Annotated in this window: 18 protein-coding genes, 1 tRNA gene and 1 pseudogene; 9 read left to right on the plus strand and 11 right to left on the minus strand. The window is 65.0% G+C overall.

The genetic code is table 11. The annotated features are described in order from the left end of the window. Nucleotides 1-9: 9 nt before the first annotated feature. A complete protein-coding gene (locus AB5Y54_RS04505; RefSeq protein ID WP_052815311.1) occupies nucleotides 10-1614 on the minus strand; it encodes a sensor domain-containing diguanylate cyclase in 1605 nt (534 codons plus the stop codon). Nucleotides 1615-1724: 110 nt separating this feature from the next. On the opposite strand from AB5Y54_RS04505, the gene AB5Y54_RS04510 reads away from it, so the two are divergent. Together AB5Y54_RS04510 and AB5Y54_RS04515 are read left to right on the plus strand one after the other, a co-directional pair. Then, nucleotides 1725-2165 carry a DUF2214 family protein gene (locus AB5Y54_RS04510; protein ID WP_029314852.1) on the plus strand — a complete coding sequence of 147 codons (441 nt, stop codon included), beginning with the start codon at nucleotides 1725-1727 and terminating at the stop codon, nucleotides 2163-2165. Between the two features lie 109 nt (nucleotides 2166-2274). Beyond that, a complete protein-coding gene (locus AB5Y54_RS04515) occupies nucleotides 2275-3174 on the plus strand; it encodes a DMT family transporter (RefSeq protein WP_042864813.1) in 900 nt (299 codons plus the stop codon). 69 nt (nucleotides 3175-3243) lie between these two features. Here the strand turns inward: AB5Y54_RS04515 and AB5Y54_RS04520 are convergent, their stop codons facing one another. Both AB5Y54_RS04520 and AB5Y54_RS04525 read right to left on the minus strand, forming a co-directional pair. Continuing rightward, nucleotides 3244-4101 (minus strand): GyrI-like domain-containing protein, encoded by an 858-nt coding sequence (locus tag AB5Y54_RS04520; RefSeq protein ID WP_109112076.1) that lies wholly within the window; start codon nucleotides 4099-4101, stop codon nucleotides 3244-3246. Further along, nucleotides 4098-4586, minus strand: a complete 489-nt coding sequence (locus AB5Y54_RS04525; protein WP_128272481.1) for a GNAT family N-acetyltransferase — start codon at nucleotides 4584-4586, stop codon at nucleotides 4098-4100. The genes AB5Y54_RS04520 and AB5Y54_RS04525 overlap by 4 nt, the downstream gene beginning before the upstream one ends. 152 nt (nucleotides 4587-4738) lie before the next feature. On the opposite strand from AB5Y54_RS04525, the gene AB5Y54_RS04530 reads away from it, so the two are divergent. Then, the gene (locus tag AB5Y54_RS04530; RefSeq protein WP_368153287.1) at nucleotides 4739-6187 is read left to right on the plus strand and encodes a catalase; all 1449 of its coding nucleotides are present in this window, start codon (nucleotides 4739-4741) and stop codon (nucleotides 6185-6187) included. 699 nt (nucleotides 6188-6886) lie between these two features. Here the strand turns inward: AB5Y54_RS04530 and AB5Y54_RS04535 are convergent. Further along, a complete protein-coding gene (locus AB5Y54_RS04535; protein ID WP_039040821.1) occupies nucleotides 6887-7204 on the minus strand; it encodes a DUF1496 domain-containing protein in 318 nt (105 codons plus the stop codon). A gap of 219 nt (nucleotides 7205-7423) precedes the next feature. Here AB5Y54_RS04535 and AB5Y54_RS04540 point away from each other — a divergent pair, with 219 nt between their 5' ends. Then, the gene (locus AB5Y54_RS04540; protein WP_368153288.1) at nucleotides 7424-8710 is read left to right on the plus strand and encodes a hypothetical protein; all 1287 of its coding nucleotides are present in this window, start codon (nucleotides 7424-7426) and stop codon (nucleotides 8708-8710) included. 80 nt (nucleotides 8711-8790) lie between these two features. On the opposite strand, the gene AB5Y54_RS04545 is transcribed toward AB5Y54_RS04540, so the two are convergent. After that, on the minus strand, nucleotides 8791-9168 hold the full coding sequence (locus tag AB5Y54_RS04545) for a hypothetical protein (RefSeq protein ID WP_010675931.1): 378 nt from the start codon (nucleotides 9166-9168) through the stop codon (nucleotides 8791-8793). A 172-nt stretch (nucleotides 9169-9340) separates the two neighbouring features. Between AB5Y54_RS04545 and AB5Y54_RS04550 the strand changes: the two genes are divergently transcribed. The 3 genes from AB5Y54_RS04550 (at nucleotide 9341) to AB5Y54_RS04560 (ending at nucleotide 12883) form a co-directional block, all read left to right on the plus strand. Further along, nucleotides 9341-10717, plus strand: coding sequence for a phosphatase PAP2 family protein (locus tag AB5Y54_RS04550; protein WP_368153289.1), 1377 nt, complete (start codon nucleotides 9341-9343; stop codon nucleotides 10715-10717). A 9-nt stretch (nucleotides 10718-10726) separates the two neighbouring features. Next, nucleotides 10727-11812 (plus strand): AI-2E family transporter YdiK, encoded by a 1086-nt coding sequence (ydiK, locus tag AB5Y54_RS04555; RefSeq protein ID WP_164882905.1) that lies wholly within the window; start codon nucleotides 10727-10729, stop codon nucleotides 11810-11812. 366 nt (nucleotides 11813-12178) lie between these two features. Next, on the plus strand, nucleotides 12179-12883 hold the full coding sequence (locus AB5Y54_RS04560) for an SDR family oxidoreductase (RefSeq protein WP_368153290.1): 705 nt from the start codon (nucleotides 12179-12181) through the stop codon (nucleotides 12881-12883). A gap of 90 nt (nucleotides 12884-12973) precedes the next feature. Here AB5Y54_RS04560 and AB5Y54_RS04565 read toward each other — a convergent pair. Beyond that, nucleotides 12974-13063, minus strand: a pseudogene (locus tag AB5Y54_RS04565) (agmatine deiminase family protein); the annotation flags it as partial. A gap of 266 nt (nucleotides 13064-13329) precedes the next feature. Between AB5Y54_RS04565 and dhaR the strand changes: the two are divergent. After that, the gene (dhaR, locus tag AB5Y54_RS04570; RefSeq protein WP_368153292.1) at nucleotides 13330-15231 is read left to right on the plus strand and encodes a dihydroxyacetone kinase operon transcriptional regulator DhaR; all 1902 of its coding nucleotides are present in this window, start codon (nucleotides 13330-13332) and stop codon (nucleotides 15229-15231) included. A gap of 60 nt (nucleotides 15232-15291) precedes the next feature. On the opposite strand, the gene dhaM is transcribed toward dhaR, so the two are convergent. The 4 genes from dhaM to AB5Y54_RS04590 form a co-directional block, all read right to left on the minus strand. After that, nucleotides 15292-16008, minus strand: a complete 717-nt coding sequence (gene dhaM, locus AB5Y54_RS04575; protein ID WP_368153291.1) for a dihydroxyacetone kinase phosphoryl donor subunit DhaM — start codon at nucleotides 16006-16008, stop codon at nucleotides 15292-15294. A gap of 1 nt (nucleotide 16009) precedes the next feature. Beyond that, on the minus strand, nucleotides 16010-16639 hold the full coding sequence (dhaL, locus tag AB5Y54_RS04580; RefSeq protein ID WP_005306235.1) for a dihydroxyacetone kinase subunit DhaL: 630 nt from the start codon (nucleotides 16637-16639) through the stop codon (nucleotides 16010-16012). A 15-nt stretch (nucleotides 16640-16654) separates the two neighbouring features. Continuing rightward, the gene (gene dhaK / locus AB5Y54_RS04585) at nucleotides 16655-17725 is read right to left on the minus strand and encodes a dihydroxyacetone kinase subunit DhaK (RefSeq protein WP_202016945.1); all 1071 of its coding nucleotides are present in this window, start codon (nucleotides 17723-17725) and stop codon (nucleotides 16655-16657) included. Nucleotides 17726-17953: 228 nt separating this feature from the next. After that, nucleotides 17954-19312, minus strand: a complete 1359-nt coding sequence (locus AB5Y54_RS04590; RefSeq protein WP_010675944.1) for an NCS2 family permease — start codon at nucleotides 19310-19312, stop codon at nucleotides 17954-17956. 206 nt (nucleotides 19313-19518) lie between these two features. On the opposite strand from AB5Y54_RS04590, the gene AB5Y54_RS04595 reads away from it, so the two are divergent. Next, nucleotides 19519-19851, plus strand: a complete 333-nt coding sequence (locus AB5Y54_RS04595; RefSeq protein WP_010675945.1) for a cupin domain-containing protein — start codon at nucleotides 19519-19521, stop codon at nucleotides 19849-19851. A 277-nt stretch (nucleotides 19852-20128) separates the two neighbouring features. On the opposite strand, the gene AB5Y54_RS04600 is transcribed toward AB5Y54_RS04595, so the two are convergent. Then, nucleotides 20129-20205, minus strand: a tRNA-Asp gene (locus AB5Y54_RS04600). Nucleotides 20206-20371: the final 166 nt, after the last annotated feature.

The raw sequence follows: 20371 nt of genomic DNA on the forward strand, positions 1-20371 counted from the left end.
AAGAGGCCCTCAGGCCTCTTCTTTGCTCAACATGCCATCCCCTGAGGGCGAGTCGTCCCGGGGAGCCAGGGGATCCACCATGTAGATGCGATTCTTGCCGTCACCCTTGGCGCGATAGACCTCGGCATCGACCATGGTCAGCAGGCTCCTGGCCCCAAGCCCGGGGGCACTCGCCACCAGGCCGCCGCTGAAGGTGATCCCAAGACCGGGTTCACGCCAGTGCAGGGAGGCCACCCCAATCCTGTACTGCTCCAGCAGCATCTGGCAGAAGTGGATATCCGGATTGGCGAACAGCACCACCAGCTCTTCCCCGCCATAGCGGCATACCCAGCCATGATCCCCCAGCAGCTTGGCGCCAAAGCTGGCCACCCGCTTGAGCACCACGTCCCCGGTCTGGTGACCATAGGTGTCATTGATCCGCTTGAAACCGTCCAGATCGATCATGGCCAGGCAGAAGCGGTCCTGATCGAGCAGCAGCCGATTCAACCGCTCGTCGAAGAAGCGCCGGTTGTAAAGGCCGGTCAGCTTGTCGAGGTTCGCCTGCTGGCGCACCTCGTGATAATCCTTGCTCACCTCCGCCAGCTCGGCATAGACGTGCCTGAGCTCGCGCATCCCCCCCTGGTGCACCTCGTCAGGCTGGGTCCGGCTGGCCCGGATCACGGTGGAGATCTCGTCCAGCATCCGCCTGAAATAACGGGACCAGATCAGTGCCAGCACCATGTAGAGCACGCTGGCCAGCACGATGATCCCGAGCACGTTGAGGGAGGCGCTCGCCACCACCGCCTGGATGCTGGAGGCGGGCAACACGCTGATCAGCACCCAGTTGTGGTCCGGCAGGCGGCTGTAGGCCACGAACTGGCGAGACGCCTGATCCAGGAAGATGCCGTCCTCCCCGCTGAAGCGGGAGAGCCAGGTCGGGTGGGTCATGGGCTTGAGCAGTTGTGAGGGATCGGGGTGGGCCAACACCTTGCCCGACTGGTTGACGATCATCTGGTAACCGCTGTTCCACTGCCGGTTCAGCTGGGCGGAGAAGGGGGCCAGGATGGCATCCACCGCAAAGACCCCCCGCACCTTGCCCTCCTTGTCGGTGATGGCCCGCGCCAGGGCGATCACCAGCGTGCCGTTGGTGTAGTCGTAGTAGGGTTCGGTCCAGACCATCTTGCCCACATGCTGGCTGGCCAGCTGATACCAGGGGCGCACCCTGGGATCGAAGTCCGCATCCGCCTGCCATTCGGGGTAGATCAGCATCTGGCGCTCGGCGGTGCCCACATAGATGTAGATGAGATCCGCCATCACCCCCTTGTAGAGACGCCACTCCCTGAGATAGGAGTCGGTGTTGCGCAGACGGGGGCCGCTGATGTCCTCCACCTTGATCTGGTCGTAGATGAGGGAGAACTGACGCTCCATCTCGTTCAGGTAGGGCTCGATGAAGACGTGGCGCAACTGGTGATTGGTGGCGAGCAGGCGCTGTTGCAGCTCTCGCTGCAGGCTGCGCTCCATGTGCAGGTAGTAGATGGCACCCAGCATCAGGACGGGAATGAAAAGCAGAAGCAGGCCCAGGCGCATCCGTGCCACCAGGGACCAAGTCTTTTTGGAGACTGCTCGCTTATCCAACCCTGACTCCATGCTATCCCCTGACATCGTGTAGTGTCAGAATATCAGCCCCACCTGATGGCGTCCAAAGGGAAGCGCATCAGGTGGCCAACGAGAAGGAACTGGCCTGGATGTTGAAACCGGAACTGCTGACTGCCCTCCATTACTGCGCCGTGATCACCCTGACCGGTGCCATCACCTCGGAGTATTTCCTGTTCCGGCGCGGCATGTCCATCGAGCAGGTGCGCAAGCTGCTGCTGGCTGACAGCCTGGCCGCCCTGGCCCTGCTGCTCATCTTCATCACGGGCGTGCTGCTGGTGGTCGCCCATCCCCAGCCACCGGCCATCCTGTTTGCCAATCCGGGTTACCGCACCAAGCTGCTGATGTTCTTCGCCATGGCCATCAGCTTTGGCTACCCCAGTCGGCTGTTCCACCACTGGCGCCGATCCTTGCGCCAGGGACGGGCTCCCCTTGTCTCCACCCAGCAGCAGTTCTGGGTGATCTGGATCCTTAGGGGCAACCTGCTGCTGCTCGCCCTGCTGCCCCTGCTCGCCAAGCTGGCCAGCCGCTGATCCTGCCCTCGCCCGGCAACAAATGGCTGACGACAAACGCCCCTTCTCGCAGGTATCGTAATGGCGGGGCCCGAGTGCCGCCGAGACTCTTTCTCAGGGATGATTCCGTATGCGTTCAAACATGATGTTATTGATGGCCGCCGCCATCTGGGGGCTGGGCTTCGTCGCCCAGCGTCTGGGGATGGATCACATGGGGCCCTTCACCTTCAACGGCCTGCGCTTCCTGCTGGGCGCCCTCTCCCTGCTGCCGCTCTTGTGGTGGCTCAAGTCACGCCAGCCGCCCCAGCCTGCCGGTGATCACCGCCTGCTGCTGACCGGGGGCCTCATCGCCGGCACCGTGCTCTTCTCCGCCGCCTCCCTGCAACAGGTGGGGCTGCTCTACACCACGGCCGCCAAGGCGGGCTTCATCACCGGCCTCTACATCATTCTGGTCCCCGTCATCGGCCTGGCCCTGCGCCACAAGACCGGGGCCAACACCTGGGTAGGCGCCCTCATCGCCATGGCTGGGCTCTACTACCTCAGCGTCACCGAGGAGTTCACCATCGGCTACGGCGATCTGCTGCAAGTGATCGGGGCCCTGTTCTGGGCCGTGCATCTGCTGGTGCTGGATCACTACTCGAACCGGGTCGCCCCCATTCGCCTTGCCGGGGTGCAGTTCGTGGTGTGCGGCCTGCTCAGCCTGGCCACGGCCTTCGTCATCGAGACCCCGACGGCGAGTGGTGCCGTGGCGGGCTGGCAGGCGCTGCTCTACGCCGGTCTGGTCTCGGTCGGCATCGGCTATACCCTGCAGGTGGTGGGGCAGCGCGGTGCCCATCCGGCCCACGCCGCCATCATCCTCAGCCTGGAGACGGTGTTCGCCGCCATCGGCGGTGTCCTGCTGCTGGGGGAACATCTGGACGAACGGGCCGTGGTCGGCTGCGCCCTGATGCTGGCGGGGATGCTCATCTCCCAGATCCGCCTGCGCTGGTGGTGGAAGTCCCGCCGAAACAAGGTGCCCAGCCAGCCCTGATATCTGCGGTGGTCATTAACCCCAAATTGAACGAGGCGCCCTTGGGCGCCTCGTTTTATTGCCGCCTGCCTAGCGCACGCTGGAGCAGAAGCTCACGTCATCCCGCAGCGGGTCATTGCTCACGCTGTGATAGAGCTCGAAGCAGGGGCCGTCCCCAAAGGCGAGCCCGGCCGCGACGATATCGCCGATGTGCTCCTGCCAGCGCTCCCCGTACTGGCTGCGATCCGTGATGAGGTAGCGGGACTGGGCGTAGCGCCCGGCGGGGATGTGCTGAATTTCCACCTCCCCCGTCCCCAGGGTGCCCACCGGCACGCTGATGCCGATGTCGGTGCGGCACTGGGCCGGCGGCGTCACCTCGGGGTTGTCGTGGTAGATGAAGATCCACTCTCCCCCTTCCAGGCCACGGGGCGCGGCCCACTGGTGAAGGCGATGGCAGACGGCGTCATACCCTTCGCCATAGGGGCCGGTCACGCGGATATAGGCCAGGGTGCGGGCGTCCATCTCGACGGTGTTCATGGTGTTGCTCCTTGCTGATGAGTGGCCTTCAGCATAAGGGAGTGCCCCTTGCCATGCGTGTCCTTCCTTGCGATCCAGGTGTCCGTTCTTGCCCTTGTCGCGGCGAAACGCCCCTGGGGTGCAGCCATAGTGGCGGCGAAACGCCTTTGCGAAGGCCTGGGAGCTGCCAAGTCCCGCCCCCAGGGCGATGGCGGTAACGCTGGCATCGGTGTAGCAGAGCTGCCAGGCCGCCCGCTGCATCCGCAGGCGGCGGCACATCTCGCCGGGGGCCTCCCCCACCACGGCGGTGAACACCCGGTGGAAATGGTAGAGGGAGAGGCAGGCGCGACTCGCCAGCGCCTCGATGGAGAGATCCGGATCCTGCTCCAGTGCCCGCAGCACCGGCGTCAGGCGCTCGCGATAGTCGATCATCGGCGCACCCTGGCCATGTAGAGGGCATCCACCAGCACCCCATGACGCAGGCCGTAATCCCGGGCAACGCCCTCCTCCACAAAGCCCGCCTTGCGATAGAGGGCCAGGGCCGCCTGATTGTCGGCCCAGACCGTCAGCTCCACCCGCGTCAAGCCGAGCCAGTTGTCCGCCAGATCCAGCGCAGCCTGCATCAGGGCGGTGCCCACCCCGCGCCCGGCCCAGTCATCGTGTACCGCCATGCCGATGCTCGCCACGTGGCGGCGACGGGGGGACGGCTCCACCATCAGGACCAGCGCGCCCGCCACCTCCCCCTCCCACTCCGCCAGCAGGCTGTAGATGCCATCCCGCGGAGTCAGCTTCTGCTCCCACTGCTGCAGGGAGGGGAAGGGAAGTTGCAGGGTGCCCGCCTGGGCATGGGGCATGGCGTGAAGATCCCGCAGGGCGGCGGCATCTTCCGGCCCGGCGCGGCGAATGGTGATGGACATGAGACCTCCTGATTGGCTGAATCCCATCTTGCCGCAAGGCTGGCGTCTGTTTCCACCCCCATCAGCGAAACCAATCAAAGGGTTAGGCACACTCCATTGGAGCCGCTCCCCCACTTCCCCTAGTCTGGCGACTCATCACAAGGAGACCCGCCATGACCGACAAGACCCTGCGCAGCGCCAACGGCGCCCCCGTCGTCGACAACAACAACAGCCTCACCGCCGGCCCCCGCGGCCCCGTCCTGATGCAAGACATCTGGTTGATGGAGAAACTCGCCCACTTCGACCGCGAGCGCATTCCCGAGCGGGTGGTGCACGCCAAAGGCTCGGGCGCCTACGGCACCTTCACCGTGACCCACGACATCAGCGCCTTCAGCAAGGCCGACCTGTTCAACGCCGTCGGCAAGCAGACCCCGGTGTTCCTGCGCTTCTCCACCGTGGCCGGCGAGAAGGGGGCCGCCGACGCCGAGCGGGACGTGCGCGGCTTCGCCCTCAAGTTCTACACCGAGCAGGGCAACTGGGATCTGGTGGGCAACAACACCCCGGTGTTCTTCATTCGCGATCCCCTGAAATTCCCCGACTTCATCCACACCCAGAAGCGGGATCCCCGCACCAACCTGCGCAGCGCCACCGCCGCCTGGGACTTCTGGTCACGCCACCCGGAATCCCTGCATCAGGTCACCATACTGTTCAGTGATCGCGGCATTCCCAGGAGCCTGCGGGAGATGAACGGCTATGGCAGCCACACCTTCAGCTTCATCAACTCGGCCAACGAGCGCTTCTGGGTCAAGTTCCACTTCAAGACCGAGCAAGGCCACCGCTTCTACACCGATGAAGAGGCGGCCACCGCCGTCGGTCAGGACAGAGAGACCAGCCAGGCAGATCTGTTCAACGCCATCGAGCGGGGGGACTTCCCGCGCTGGAAGGTCTATGTGCAGGTGATGCCAGAGGCCGAGGCCCGGACCTACTCGATCCACCCGTTCGACCTCACCAAGGTGTGGCCCCACAAGGACTACCCGCTCATCCCGGTGGGCGTACTGGAGCTCAACCAGAACCCGGACAACTACTTCGCCCACGTGGAGCAGGCCGCCTTCACCCCGGCCAACGTGGTGCCCGGCATCGGCTTCTCGCCGGATCGCATGTTGCAGGGGCGCCTGTTCTCCTACGGTGACACCCAGCGCTACCGCCTCGGCGTCAACCACGGCCTGCTGCCGGTCAACGCCCCGCGCTGCCCGTTCCACCACGGCGCCCACCGCGACGGCGCCATGCGGGCCGACAGCAACGGTGGCGCCAGCCCCAACTACCAGCCAAACCGCTTCGGCACCCAGCAGCCGAGCGAGCAGCACGAACCGGCCCTGAGTCTGGAAGGGGCTGCCCTGCACTACGATTTTCGTGACTACGACAGCGACTACTACAGCCAGCCGGGGGATCTCTTCCGCCTGATGGACGAGGGACAGCGCGCCCGCCTCGCCGCCAACCTGGCCCGCTCCCTCATCAATGTGGAGGATGACGCCATCGTCGCGGCCCAGCTCAGGCACTTCGAGCAGGCCGACCCCGAGTACGCCAAACGGGTCGAGCTGGCCCTGGCCGCCCTGCAGCGCTGAGTCGCAGGCAGCCAACCTCTGCAAAAGCAAAACGGGGGCCTGATGGCCCCCGTTCTCGCATGACGGTCTTGATGAATGAAAAACGCAGCCCAGGGCTCCGTTTTTCCATGCCGTATCCATCCCGGACGCAGCGCCCTCGCGCGCTTCCCTCCCTTGCCAACAAGGGTTTGTACCGCCAGCTCACGGCGGCAACGACGTTGTGCACTGGCAGAGCGGCACCATTATCCACCTGTGGTAATAAACCTGTCTGTGGTAATGCACTTTTAGTCACCAATAAAAACGGAGCCCGAGGCTCCGTCTTTCCATGCCGTATCCATCCCGGACGCAGCACCCTCGCGCTTCCCTCCCTTGCCAACAAGGATTTGCACCGCCAGCTCACGGCGGCAACGACGTTGTGCACTGGCAGAGCGGCATCATTATCCACCTGTGGTAATAAACCTGCCTGTGGTAATGCACTTATATTCACCAATAAAAACGGAGCCCGAGGCTCCGTTGTTCAATGCGGTATCAATCCCGGACGGAACGCGCTTCGCGCTCTTCCCGCTCCCTTGCCAACAAGCGTTTGTACCACCAGCTACTGCGACGACGTTGTGCATTGGAAGAGCGACGAGCCATTGCTTAGATCCCAGTCAAGAGAAGAAAGAGCCGCATTATGCGATAGAGATCACGCCCGTGTCTGTAGCTGGATCAAGAAAAGGCTCACTGGCCCACCCGGATCGTCCGCTGGTTGCCCTCCGGTTCACCACTCTGTGACGGCGTCGTCACCTCTCGCCAGATCAGGGGGCCATTGGTCTCCATCGCCTGTTGCGGCGCGCACTCCAGCCAGAGCTCCCCCTGCTGGATACGGGCCCCCTGGGAGTATTTCTGATCCTGATACCAGCACACCCGCTCGGGCAGCGAACCAAGGGGCAGCACCAGCTCGGTGCCCACCGAGTGACTGAGGGTGTTGGACGCCGGGGCGGCCAACGCGGGGAAGAGCCAGCCAAGGGCCAGCAGACAACCTGCACAACGGATCATGGGAATTCCTGTCACGGGGGAGTGAAAGTGTAGAGCGACCAGCAGAGCCCTCGACTTGACCAATAAATGTCGGCTCATCTGGCATTCCGGAAGCAATATGATAGCCTGCCTGCGCCCGCCAAGGCCTGTCAGGGTTCTGCCGTGGGCCCCCACCGGCATCGCCGGGATGCGGTAATGAATAACCATTAATAATCAGATAATTAACTGGATATGTTGTCAATGCGTATCATGCCGTTGCTCAAGGCTGCCTGCCTGAGCCTGATGTTGTCCGCCTGTGTCGCCCCCCTGCTGATGATGAGCCCCACCAGCCAGCTGATGTGGGCCCTGCTCAAGCCGCTGGTCGGTTTCGATCCGAACGAGGCCAACCTGTTCGAGCAGCCGCTGATCAAGGACAGAATGACCGCCATGCTGGGGCCCAACTACGAGAGCACCATGCAACTGCTCAAGACCGCCGACGAGCTGCAACAGGAGGGACCGCTCTTTTACGTGGTCTCCCGCTACGCCCCCGTGCCGGACGTAGCCAAGCAGGCCGGCATGGTCTGGAACGCCGACACCAACCAGCTCGCCGTCATGGTGCAAAAAGGTGACGGGGCGACCCAGGTCTTCGGGGAAAACCTGACGGCCGCCACCCCGACCTGGCCCAGCGCCATGCAGGGCTGGCAGTCCCAGGCCACCCCGGCCGCCACGGCCCTGACCGGTGCCGGTCAGGGGCTCACGGGCGCGGGCAGTTCTCTGCTGGGCACCATGATGGGGGGCCTGCAACAGAGCGCCAGCAAGGCCCTGTCCGACTCCACCAGACAGGTGATCGGCAGTGCCGCCACCACGGCGCAGCAACAAGCGACCAAGGCGGCGAGCGACTCGGCCAAACAGGCCGCCAGCAGCGCAGCGACCATCAGTGCCGCCACCACGGCGCAGCAGCAAACCGCCAAGGCGGTGAGCGACAGCGCCAAGCAGGCCGCCAGCAGTGCCGCCGCCATCAGTGCCGCAACCACGGCGCAGCAGCAAGCCGAAAAGGCGGTGAGCGACACCGCCAAACAGGCCGCCAGCAGCGCAGCGACCATCAGTGCTGCAACCACAGCGCAGCAACAAGCCGCCAAGGCGGTAAGTGACAGCGCCAAGCAGGCTGCCAGCAGTGCCGCCGCCATCAGTGCCGCCACCACGGCGCAGCAGCAAGCCGCCAAGGCGGTGAGCGACAGCGCCAAACAGGCCGCCAGCAGTGCCGCAACCACGGCGCAGCAACAAGCCGCCAAGGCGGTGAGTGACACCGCCAAACAGGCCGTCAGCAGTGCCGAAACCACGGCGCAGCAACAAGCGACCAAGGCGGTGAACGACAGCGCCAAGCAGGCCGCCAGCAGCGCAGCCGCCATCAGTGCCGCGACCAGTGCACAGCAGCAAGCGGCCAAGGCGGTGCAGCAACAGGGCGAGAAGCGGGAAGCGACTTCCGGCACCCTGAGCGATCAGGCCAGGGCGGATGCCGAAGCGGAGCTGGAAAAACTGCTTAACTGACTTATTTAAGCGTCATGCCACCATAAAAACAGGCCATCACATGATGGCCTGTTGTTTATCTGACCCGTGGCAGGGGAAGATCAGAAATGGCGGTCCTGCTCGGTAGGCTTGGCACCCTTCTCTTCGCTGTGCTCGATGGCGGTGCGGATAAGGTCGACGCCGGCCCGGATGATCAGCACCCCCATGTTGACCAGCTTGACGCAGACCCACATGAAGGTGATGAGCAGGATCAGCTTGAGCACCGTCTGGAATGCCTCCAGGAAGTTCTGCTCCAGCTGGGCGGTGAGCCCGTTGGCGCTGCTCATCAGCCAGGTGTACACCTCGCGCACGAAGGGGATCCGGCTCGGCATCTCCAGCACGTCCAGCGCCGCAGGCAGGGCCTGGAAGATGACGATGCTGCCAAACAGTATCAGGATGACGCCGATGGCAATCCCCAGAAAGAAACCGAACTGTCGCATGAAGAGCCCCACAATGTAGTGAATGAGAAGAACAATAGCCGCCAATACTAGGGACTGCCCGCGCAGACGGCAATCCTTGCGTCCCCCACAGGGTCGGTGCCCCCTGCAAGCCATTGCCCGGCCGTCTGATTTCTGTGACCCTTGTCCCCACTCCTTGCCCCTGGGTGTCATCATGTTTCGAGTCGTCTTCTGCCTGCTGCTGTTGCTGGGCTGTGCCCTGCCCGCCTCCCGCGCCGAATCCCCTCCCTCTGCGGCCGCCTGCGTGATCCGCCACCAGCAAGGGATCCTGCTGGTGCAGGACAGGCTCTCCTCGCGCTACAGCCTGAGCGGCGGTTACATCGACAGGGGGGAGACTCCGGAGCAGGCGGCCCTGCGCGAGCTGTTCGAGGAGACCGGCCTCCAGGGTCGCGTCACCGGCGAGCTGGGACGCTGGCAACGGGCCAGGGTGTTCGCCTGCCAGACCCTGGAGCCCCTGCGGGTCCAGCGAGGGACGGGGTTTGTCTCCCTGCTCCAGGCCCCGGATCTCGGTGGCGAGATCCTGAACGCCAGGCTGATCGCGGCCGCCGACCTGCCCCCTGACCAGCGTCGCTTCCCGGCGCAGCTCGACTGGATAGCCCCGAGGCTGGCCGAGGTGCCCGAGAGCCAGGTGCTGTGGGTGACGGATTTCAGCGACGCGGCCAGTGCGCTGCACCGCGCCGAGTTGCCGCTGATCCAGCGCCTGCAACGGTGGCTAGGGCCAGATGCGCTCTGGCCAAGGGCGGGCAATCTGCTGGGCTCGGCCCCCTTCCAGCTGGCGCTGCTGCCCTTGCTGCTGCCCCTGCTCGGCTGGTCCAGGCTGTGCCACCTGCTGTTTGCCATGGTGCTGCTCACCCTGGTGGTGAACCTGCTCAAGGCGGGCATCGGCTGGCCCCGGCCCTTCCACCTGCAACCCGAGCTGGCCCGCCAGAGTGCCCAGGGCTTCGGCATGCCGAGCGGCCACGCCGCCTCGACCCTGCTCTACTGGGGCCTGCTGCTTGGCTGGCTGCCGGCGCTGCGGGTTTGGCAGGGGGCCCTGCTGGCCCTGTTGCTGGCCGGCGTGGCCGGGCTGGCCCGGGTCTGGCTGGGGGTCCACTTCCTCTCAGATGTGGTGGCCGGCCTTGCCCTGGGGGCCCTGCTGCTGGCACTGCGCGCCCCACTGGCGAAGCAGGCGGCGCGCCCGCTCCCCTGGGCCGGGGTGCTCATCGCCAGCGCCCTCTCGGCCTGGCTCACCCAGTCCACCGCCCTGGCCGGGCTTGCCATGTTCACCCTGGGGCTGGTATCGGGTAATCTGCTATCACTCGAACGGAGCCCCACCCCCGCCCTGCCCGCCGCGCTGCTGACCCTGGCAGGGGGACTGGTCGTGGCAGGGCTCCTGTTCCTGGTGCCCGCGCTCACCAGCAGCTCTCTGCTGATCCTCGCGGGACAAGGGTGGCTCTTTGGCTGCCTGGGGTTCTGGCTCAGCGCCGGGCTCTGGTGGTCGTTGTCCGCTATCCGTCACGGTGCCCGAACCGGGCGCTCAACCCCTCGTTAAGGGAATGCCATGAATATGAAAAAAGTGGATTTGGCCAAGATCACCCTGGGTTTGCTGTTCCTCAGCCTGCTCATCATCTCGTGCTTCATGGTCTTGCGCCCCTTCCTGCCCGCCCTGGTGTGGTCGACCATGATCACCATCGCCACCTGGCCCCTGATGCAGATGGCCCAGCGCCTGCTGTGGGGCAAACGCACCCTGGCGGCGTTGCTGATGACCAGCATCTTGCTGCTCATCTTCGTCATTCCCCTCTTCATGACGCTGGCCAACGTGGCGGAGAAGGCCCCCATGCTCATCGAGCTGGGCACCGAGCTCAGCCAATCCCCGCCCCCCGAGCTGCTCTGGTTGCAGCAAGTGCCCCTGGTGGGCGACAAACTCTACGACTTCTGGCAGCAGATCCTCGCGAGCGGCGGCCAGGTGCTGTTCACCAAGCTGGCCCCCTACTTCGGCCAGACCGCCCGCTGGCTGGCGGCCCAGGCGGGCAACCTCGGCCTGCTGTTCGTCCACTTCCTGCTGACCGTGGCCATCTGCGGCCTGCTCTACCACTCAGGAGAGAAGGCGGCAGAAGGCATTCGCCGCTTCGCCCACCGTCTGGCGGGCCAGCGCGGTGACAATGCGGTGGTGCTCGCCTCCCAGGCCATCCGTGCCGTCGCCATGGGGGTGGTGGTGACCGCCCTGGTGCAATCCTCGGTGGCGGGCCTGGGCCTGCTCATCGCCGGCATTCCCTATGTCATGGTGCTGGTGGTGCTGATGTTCCTGCTGATCGTCGCCCAGATAGGCCCCTTCCCGGTGCTGCTGGCCAGCGTCGGCTACCTCTACTGGAGCGGGGACACCACCTGGGGCACCTTCCTGCTGGTCTGGTCCCTGCTGGCGGGCACCATGGACAACTTCCTGCGCCCCTTCCTCATCAAGCGCGGGGCCGACCTGCCGCTGATCCTCATTCTGGTGGGGGTCATCGGCGGCCTGCTGGCGCTGGGGATCATCGGTCTCTTCATCGGCCCCGTGGTGTTGGCGGTGGGCTACACCCTGCTGGATGCCTGGATCAAGGAAGATGACCAACCGGCAACCGCTCTGGTGGAGCCGCCCAAGGCGCCGTGACGATTCATTCATCCCCGATGCAAAGAGCCGCCCCAGGGCGGCTCTTTTGTTTATTACCGTCCCATGTTGGTTCGATTAGCGAAGCGTAATCGGACGATCGAGATGCCGCTGTCCGGTGTGTCCATGAATCAGCGGCATCTGTCAGCAGGGAAATATGGATGGCTGTTATAGCGGGAGAATTGATTTACGCGAACGTCCGATTACGCCTTATGGCTAATCGAACCAACGGCCGGTCGCGGCGTTTAGAACCAAAGTTCGAACCGGAACGCCAAAACACGAACCAGGGTTCGAATCACTCCTTCCCCTCCCCTGTTCCCTGCCGAAGGCGCCCGCCACAATGCCTGCACCATTGGAGGAGAACACAAGATGAACGAACTGAGAGCAACACGGGCCCTCATCAGCGGCGGCGCCAGCGGCATCGGACTGGCCATCGCCGAGGCCCTGGCCAGCCAGGGGGTGGAGCTGATCCTGGCTTCCCGCCGCCTGGGGCTGCTGGAGCAGGAAGCGGCCAGACTGGAGGCGCGATACGGGGTGCGAGTCATGGCACTGGCGCTGGATGTGTGCGACGGCGATCAGGTGCGGGACGGCCATGCCCGGATCCGGGAGCGGCTCGGCCCCGTCGATCTGCTCATCAACAACAGCGGGGTCGGCAGCGACCACCTGGTGCAGGATCTGCCGGAATCGGAGTGGGACAGGGTGATGGATACCTGTGCCAAGGGCACCTTCCTGCTGACCCGGGCCTGCCTGCCGGACATGCTGGCAAACCGCCACGGCACCGTCATCAACATCGCCTCCCAGGCCGCCAGGCACGGCTATGCCAGGGCCAGCGTCTACTGCGCCGCCAAGTTTGCGGTGCTGGGGTTCGCCCGGGCACTGCGGGAAGAGGTGCAGCATCAAGGCATCCGGGTCCACACCCTCTGTCCCGGACTGGTGCAGGTGCCGCCCCCGGCCTGCCTGGGCGATCGCAAGCCCGGCTGGCTGCAGGTGGAGGATCTGGCCGAGGCCGTGCTCTACACCCTGCGCCAACCCGCTCACGTCCAGCTCGACGAGATCGGCATGACGGGGATCTGAGCGAGGCGCCATGGAACGCCAGCAAGGACAAGGGGCGCCGAGGCGCCCCTTGTCCTGCGTCACACCGCCAGAGGCGGCCTGCGCGTAAGATCAGGCAGGTTGATGGAGGGTGATGCAGTGGATGCCGCCGCCCCCGGCCGCCACCGGGTCTATGTCTATCTGCACTATCTTGCGCCCCGGCTGGCCGACCTCCGGTCTCCGGGCATCGATCTCTGGTTCTTCACCAACGACGACACGCCGAACATGACCGAGCAGACCATCTGCTGATCCATCAGGAGAGCGAAGGCAGTCCCCAGTGCCGGGCGGTGAGCCAATGGCTCCAGCAGCAGTTTGCTGCAGAGGCCGTCACCCGGGGCAAGGACGCGACACTCTGAGAGCGGTCACTGAATCGGGGCGGCAAGGGTGATTAAATGGCCTCTTCCCTTTTGCCGGATATCGCCGTGACCATGCCATCCGTCCCCCAGCCCCTCTCGTCCTGGCCCGAGCACCTGCAGGCCTCCTGGCTGCGCTGTGCCCACCAGACCAGCGCGTCCCTCTGGCATCCTCCCCACTGCGCCAGAGGGCAGACCCTGGAGAGCCTGCGCCAGCGCAAGCGGGACCTGCTCACCACCGGCGAGATGGCGCTGGAGGATCTCTACGAGTTCATGGAGGGGCGCCCCTGCGCCCTGCTGCTCACCGACGAGAGCGGTTGCCTGCTGGCCCGGACCGGCCACCCCGATACCCTGCAGGCGCTGGCGGCACTCGGTTTTGGCCCAGGCGCGTTTTTCAGCGAGGGACGCATCGGCACCAATGCCGTCAACCTGGCGGCCCTGGAGGGGGTGCCGCTCTGCGTCAGCGGCCCCCAGCACTTCAACCAGCGTCTCCACCCCTGGCACTGCTGTGCCAGCCCTGTCTACAACAGCACCGGTCGCCAGGTGGCGATCGTGGCCCTGATCTGCCGGGTGGAGGAGGCCGCGCCGGGGGATCTCGCGCTCACCGTCAGCGCCGGCCGCGAGCTGGCCAATCTGCTGCAGATGGAGCGCCTGATGCAGGAGTCCCAGCACCACTTGAGCGAGCTCTATGCCCTGCTGGATGGCATGGAAGACGGCGTGCTGGCCTGGGATCCCCAGGGGCGGCTGCGCTACCTCAACGCCCTGGCGGCCAGTCGGCTGCAACTCGACCCGGATGTCTGCCTGGGCCAGCCCCTCGATCACCATCTGCTGATGCCCCAGCGCCTGCGTCTGGCCATCGCGGAGATGACCCCCCTGAGCCATGTGGAGGTGACGCTGGAGCGGCGAGAGTCCCGGGGCGAGGCCTTCATCGACGCCCTGGTGAGCCTCAAGCCCCTGCCGGGGCCGGACGGGGTCAGCTTCATCGTCCTGCTCCATCCCACCGATCGATTGCGCGCCATTCATCAACTGCGCCAGACGGTCCCCGAGCTCTCCGCCCTGGTGGGGGAGTCGAGCGCCATGCGCAAACTGCTGCGCCACGCCCGCCAGGCGGCCAGGGGACAGGGCCCCGTCCTGCTGCGGGGGGAGGAGGAGGTGGGCAAGGCCCAGCTGGCGGAGGCCATCCACTTTGGCAGCGAGCGAGCCGCCGGCCCCCTGGTCATCTTCAACTGCCAGGCATGGCCGAGGGAGCGGATGGCGCTGGAACTCATGGGGTCCGACGAGGCGGGGCAGGAGCGGGCAGGCAAGTTCGAGCTGGCTCACGGTGGCACGCTAGTGCTGGAGCAGGTGGAGTGCCTGCCCGCCCCCATGCAGGCCGCCCTGCTGCAACTGCTCAAGACGGGGCGCATCCAGCGCTTCGACTCCGCCCGCATCCTCCCCCTCAGGGTGAGGATCATCGCGACCAGCAGCGCCCCGCTGGAGCAGCGGGTGCAGGAGGGGGAATTCGGGCGCCAGCTGCTCTATGCGCTGCAAGGGTGCGAACTCTGGCTGCCGAGCCTGCGGGAACGCAGCGCCGATCTGCCCGGACTCATCCGCCAGCACCTGGCGGTGCAGGGGGGCGAGCCGGGGCGCCAGTTCACCCCTGACGCCCTCGACTGCCTGCTGGCCTACCCCTGGCCCGGCAACCTGGGGGAGCTGCGCAGCGCCATCGAGTACGCCCAGCTTCATTGCAGTGAGGCACAGATCCCGCCCCGGGCGCTCCCGGCCGCCATCCGCCAGGGCCATTGCCTGCTGACGGACGAGGTGGTGGGACAGCCGCTGCTCACCCTGGCGGAGCTGGAGCACCAGGCGATCCTGCGGGCCGCCCGTGCCAGCAAGGGCCAGGTCAGCCAGATGGCACGCCAGCTCGGGATCAGCCGCACCACCCTCTGGCGGCGGCTCAAACTGCTCGACATCGATCCCGCCGACTACCACCACTGACCAGAACGCCCCTCAAAAAAAGCGGGCCCCGTCGTGACGGGGCCCGGATGGGGGAATGTTTCAGTCGCCGAAGCGATCCTGCGCCAGTTGCAGGAAGCAGCTCAGCGCCGCCTCGGCATCCTCCCCTCGCGCCAGCAGGATGAGCCTGTCCCCCTGGCGCACATCGAGCATGGCGAGCCGGCTCAGGCTGCGGGGATTCGCCTCTTTCTCCCCCTTTTGCAGCCTGAGTTCAGCGGCAAAGGGCTTGAGTGCCGCGACCAGCCGGGCGGCGGGGCGCACGTGCAAGCCGTGGGGGTTCTCCACCACCACCTCGCAGCGCAACCAGCCGTCGTCGGCAACGGGGGCAGCCTCCGTGGTGGCCTGCGCCGCACTGGCAGGCAGCATTCCCTGTTTCGGACCCAGCGCGCCAAGCGCCTCGGCAGCCACCTCGTCCAGCGTCAGGCCTGCGCCAGCGGCCACCACGGCGGCCAGAGTGCCCTCGACCAGCGGGGCGGGGCTGAGCCGCACCCGGGCGCTCAACTCGGAGGGCAGCAGCTCGAGGGCGGTCTCGGCGCTCAGGAGGGCGCTGCCCAAGTCCATCAGCACCAGCACCCCGCTGCCGTCGTCCGCCTCTTCCATCGCACTCATCACGGCGATGGCGTCGGTGCCGATGGGATGGGCGGGGTCATCAACCCCGGCCGCCAGCAACAGCTTCGCCGGGCTGCCCAGCTGATCGGCCAGGGCTTTCAAACCGGCCGCCAGCTGGGCGCTGTGAGAGACCACTACGATGCCGATCATGTCACAACCTCGCTCTGTCACGCAGGGCGGTCAGCAGCAGCAGGGTCGAGGTGGCCCCCGCATCCTGATGGCCGATGCTGCGCTCACCAAGATAGCTGGCGCGCCCCTTGCGGGCCTGCATCTGGATGGTGGCCTCGGTGCCGGCTGCGGCGGCAGCCACCGCCTTGTCCAGCGCCTCGGGGAGCGGCAGGCCCTGTTGTTCCGCCTGCTGCAGGGCAGCCAGAGCGGGCCACCAGGCGTCGCACATGGTCTTGTCACCCGGCTCGGCGCGGCCACGGGAGACGATCCCCTCCACCCCGTCGCTCAGCATCTTACCGAGCTGGCCGAGGGTCAGGCTCTGGCAGGCATCGCTGCTGGCCGCCGCCCGGATAAAGAAGGTGCCGTAGAGGGGTCCGCTGGCGCCGCCGACGGAAGAGAGCAACGTCATGCCGGTGGTTTTGAGCACCTGGCCGATGTCCTTGTCCGCCACCGCGGGCAGCTTCTCCGCCACCTTGGCGAAGCCACGCTGCATGTTGAGGCCGTGGTCGCCGTCGCCGATGTCGGTATCCAGCGCGGTGAGGTAGTCACGCTGCTCGGTAAAGATGTGTTCGCAGTCGAGCAGCCAGTTGACGATTTGGTGTTTGCTTAGCATGGCTATCGGCACTCCTTAGCAGCCGCGACGCAGGGCCGGGGTGTGAACGGGGGCATCCCACAGGGTCATCAGCTCGTCATCCACCTTGAGCAGGGTGATGGAGATGCCGGTCATGTCGAGGGAGGTGCAGTAGGGGCCGATGAGGTTGCGCACCAGATGAATGCCCGCCTCTTCGCACAGGGTGGCGAGGCGACCATAGACGCCGTAGAGCTCGGAGATGGGGGTGCCGCCGAGGCTGTTGACCAGGACGATGACCCGGTCACCCCCATTGAGCGGCTCGATAAAGGTGTGCTCTTCCTGCCAGCTGCCGGTGGCTCTGTCCCAGTGGCGCAGGGTGCGGCCATAGGGGCTGTTGTCGGTCAGCTCCTTGAACATGTCGTCCACCAGGGCGTTGAGGTCGGTGAAGGGACGGCGCTCGATGCCCGGCTCGCCGTGGATGCCAACGCCGAACTCCACCTCGTTGTCAGCCAGGGTGAAGGAGGGCTTGCCGGCAGCAGGGACGGTGCAGGCGTGCATGGCCACGCCTATGGTGCGGCTCTGGTTGTTGATCCGGCGGGCCAGCGCCTCACAGCGCGCCAGATCGTAGCCCGCCTCGGCGGCGGCACCGACCAGCTTCTCGCACAGCACTGTCGTGGCAACCCCGCGGCGGCCTGCGGTGTAGAGGCTGTCCTTCACCGCCACGTCGTCATCGATGAGGGCGAAGCCCACCTTGACCCCGTCACCGTGCAGCAGCTCGACCGCGGTCTCGAAGTTGAGCACGTCGCCGGTGTAGTTCTTCACCAGAAACAGCACACCGGCGCCGCCGTCGACGGCCTGACCGCACTCGTACATCTGATCCGGGGTCGGGGACGTGAAGATCTCGCCGGGGCAGGCACCATCCAGCATTCCTTTGCCCACCAGGCCACCGTGCATGGGCTCGTGGCCGCTGCCGCCACCGGAGACCAGCGCCACCTTGCCCGTCACGGGGGAATCGGCGCGGGTGATGTAGTGGGGTTCGATTCGCACCTTGAGCTCGGGGTGGGCAGCGGCCATCCCCATCAGTTGTTCACGGACCACGGCATCGACAGCGTTGATCAGCTTCTTCATGGCTCACTCCTTGGCTTGCCACCACACGGGTGGACAGATGGTTGATGCAGCCAGTCTAGCGAGCCATAGGGGGATAAAAATGACAGGGGTTTCGGTTCGGATCTGAAACAACAAACAAAGCCTGACGTTTCAATCTGAAACGAGCGGATGGGGAAGATCCGGGAAAGTGTTAGCCGCCTCACAGCCATGAAAAAGGGCCCCGCAGGGCCCTTCTCGATAGCGTGAGGATTAGATGGCCCAGCCACCGGCGTAGAAGATCACCAGGGCCACGGCGATGATGACGGTGCCGATGTTGAGCTTCTTCCACTCGGCGGCAAACAGGCGGCCGACCACCAGGGCCACGAAGCCTAACATGATGCCGGTGACGATGTTGCAGGTGAGCACGATGAAGACGGCGCACAGCATGCCGGAGAGGGCATCGACCGAGTCGTTGAAGTCCAGCTTGGTGACGTTGCCCAGCATCAGCAGGCCCACATACATCAGGGCCGGTGCGGTGGCGTAGGCCGGTACCAGATAGCTCAGCGGGGAGAGGAAGATCATCAGCAGGAAGAGCACGCCGACCAGAGTGGCGGTCAGACCTGTCTTGCCGCCGGCAGCGGTCCCTGCGGCAGATTCGATGTAGACGGCTGCCGGAGCACCACCTACCACGCCCGCCACCATACTGCTGACGGAGTCCGCAGTCAGGGCCTTGCCACCGCTGATGATGTGGCCACGCTCGTTGATGAGGCCAGCCTGACCGGCCACGGCACGGATGGTGCCGGTGGCGTCAAACACGGCGGTCATCACCAGGGCCAACACGGTCGGAATCACCACCGGATTGAGGGCGCCCAGCAGATCCATGCTGCCCACCAAGGAGCCATTCTCGCCACTCAGGCTCGGCATGGCGAAGAAGCCCTGCCAGGTCACTTTCGGATCGAAGATGAGGCCGAGGATGGAGATGGCGATGATCACCATCAGGATGCCGCCCGGCACCTTGCGGCGCTCCAGGCCGAAGATGGCAGCCAGACCCAGCACCGTCATGATGACCGGGAAGGCAGTGATCTCGCCGAGCTGCACCGGCAGGCCCGCTCCTTCATTCTTGATCACCATGCCGACCCCGTTGGTGGCGATCAGCAGCAGGAACAGGCCGATACCGATGCCGGTACCGTGGGCGATGCCGGAGGGAAGGTTGTCCAGGATCCACTGGCGCACGCCGGTGACGCTGATCAGGGTGAACAGCACCCCCATCAGGAAGATGGCGCCCAGCGCGACCGGGATGCTCAGCCCCTGACCCAGCACCAGGCTGAAGGCTGTAAAGGCGGTGAGAGAGATGGCACAACCGATGGCCATCGGCAGCTTGGCCCAGAGCCCCATCAGCAGGGAGCCGAAGGCGGCGATCAGACAGGTCGCCACAAACACCGGGCCCTGCTCAAAACCGGCTGCGCCCAGCATGTTCGGCACGACGATGATGCTGTAGACCATCGCCAGGAAGGTGGTCAACCCGGCCAGCAGCTCCTGTCGCACCGTGCTGCCACGCTGGCTGATGGAGAAATAGGAATCCAGAAACCCGCCATTGCCGGCGCGGGCCGTCGTTTGTTGCGTTGCCATAGTTCATCCTGAAAGTGTGAAGGAAATCGTTTGCTTGCTGGCGCGCAAAATAGCAAGAATTTGGCGAGATTGCAGCGGATAAGCCTCCATTTCCCCGAAGTTTTTCATAAAAGGGCTCGTTGGAGGCCTCATTTTCCATGAGAGCGGCCCATCCCAAGCTTCTACACTCTTAGCTAGCCACGTTCCCATCTACCGGAGAGAAGCCCATGCACACAGGCAACCTGCTTGGCCAGATCCCCTCCCCCCTGCCCAGTGAAGTGTTCGCGGATCTGGTCAGTACCAACAATGTTCGTATCGAGCGCATTCTCTCCCAGGGGCAGCAGACCCCTACCGGAGAGTGGTTCGATCAGGATGAACACGAATGGGTATTGCTGGTGCAGGGAGAGGCCATCCTGGTCTTCATCACACCGGATACCGGGGTACAGGAACGCGTCCATCTGGGGCCGGGGGATTACATCAACATCCCGGCGCACCTTCAGCACCGGGTGGAGTGGACCCATCCGACCGAGACAACCGTCTGGCTCTGCGTCTATTACTAGCAAGCTCACGGCTCAAGAAGGCAATGCTTCTGCTGCGAAGATCGAAGAGGAGACCGTGGAGACGAAAAAAAGCCCAGTCTGTCGACTGGGCTTCTTGTTAGTGGCATAACGGACGCAGAGACGGACAAAGTCCGGCTCAAGCACAAGGGACAACAGAGCGGGATCGAGTTGTCAGTGGCAAGTCGCAGCCCTGGTGGTTGCTTCTTGTGCTCTGAGCTCTTATCCAGACGTCAGAAAGCAAAAAGGCCTTCCCGTCAGGGAAGGCCTTTCAATTTAGTGGCGGAGCGGACGGGACTCGAACCCGCGACCCCCGGCGTGACAGGCCGGTATTCTAACCGACTGAACTACCGCTCCGCATTCGGTTAGCTTTCGCTAAATCTTTTGCTGCTTGTTTGTGAGGTGTCATCCTCGCAGCCAGCCATGTGATTCTTCACATCACCGTTTAATTGGGTGCCTGGCAGTGTCCTACTCTCGCATGGCGAATGCCACACTACCATCGGCGCTACAGCGTTTCACTTCT

The sequence above is a fragment of the Aeromonas sp. s9 genome, assembly GCF_040907765.1.
GTDB classification, from domain to species: Bacteria; Pseudomonadota; Gammaproteobacteria; order Enterobacterales; family Aeromonadaceae; genus Aeromonas; species Aeromonas caviae.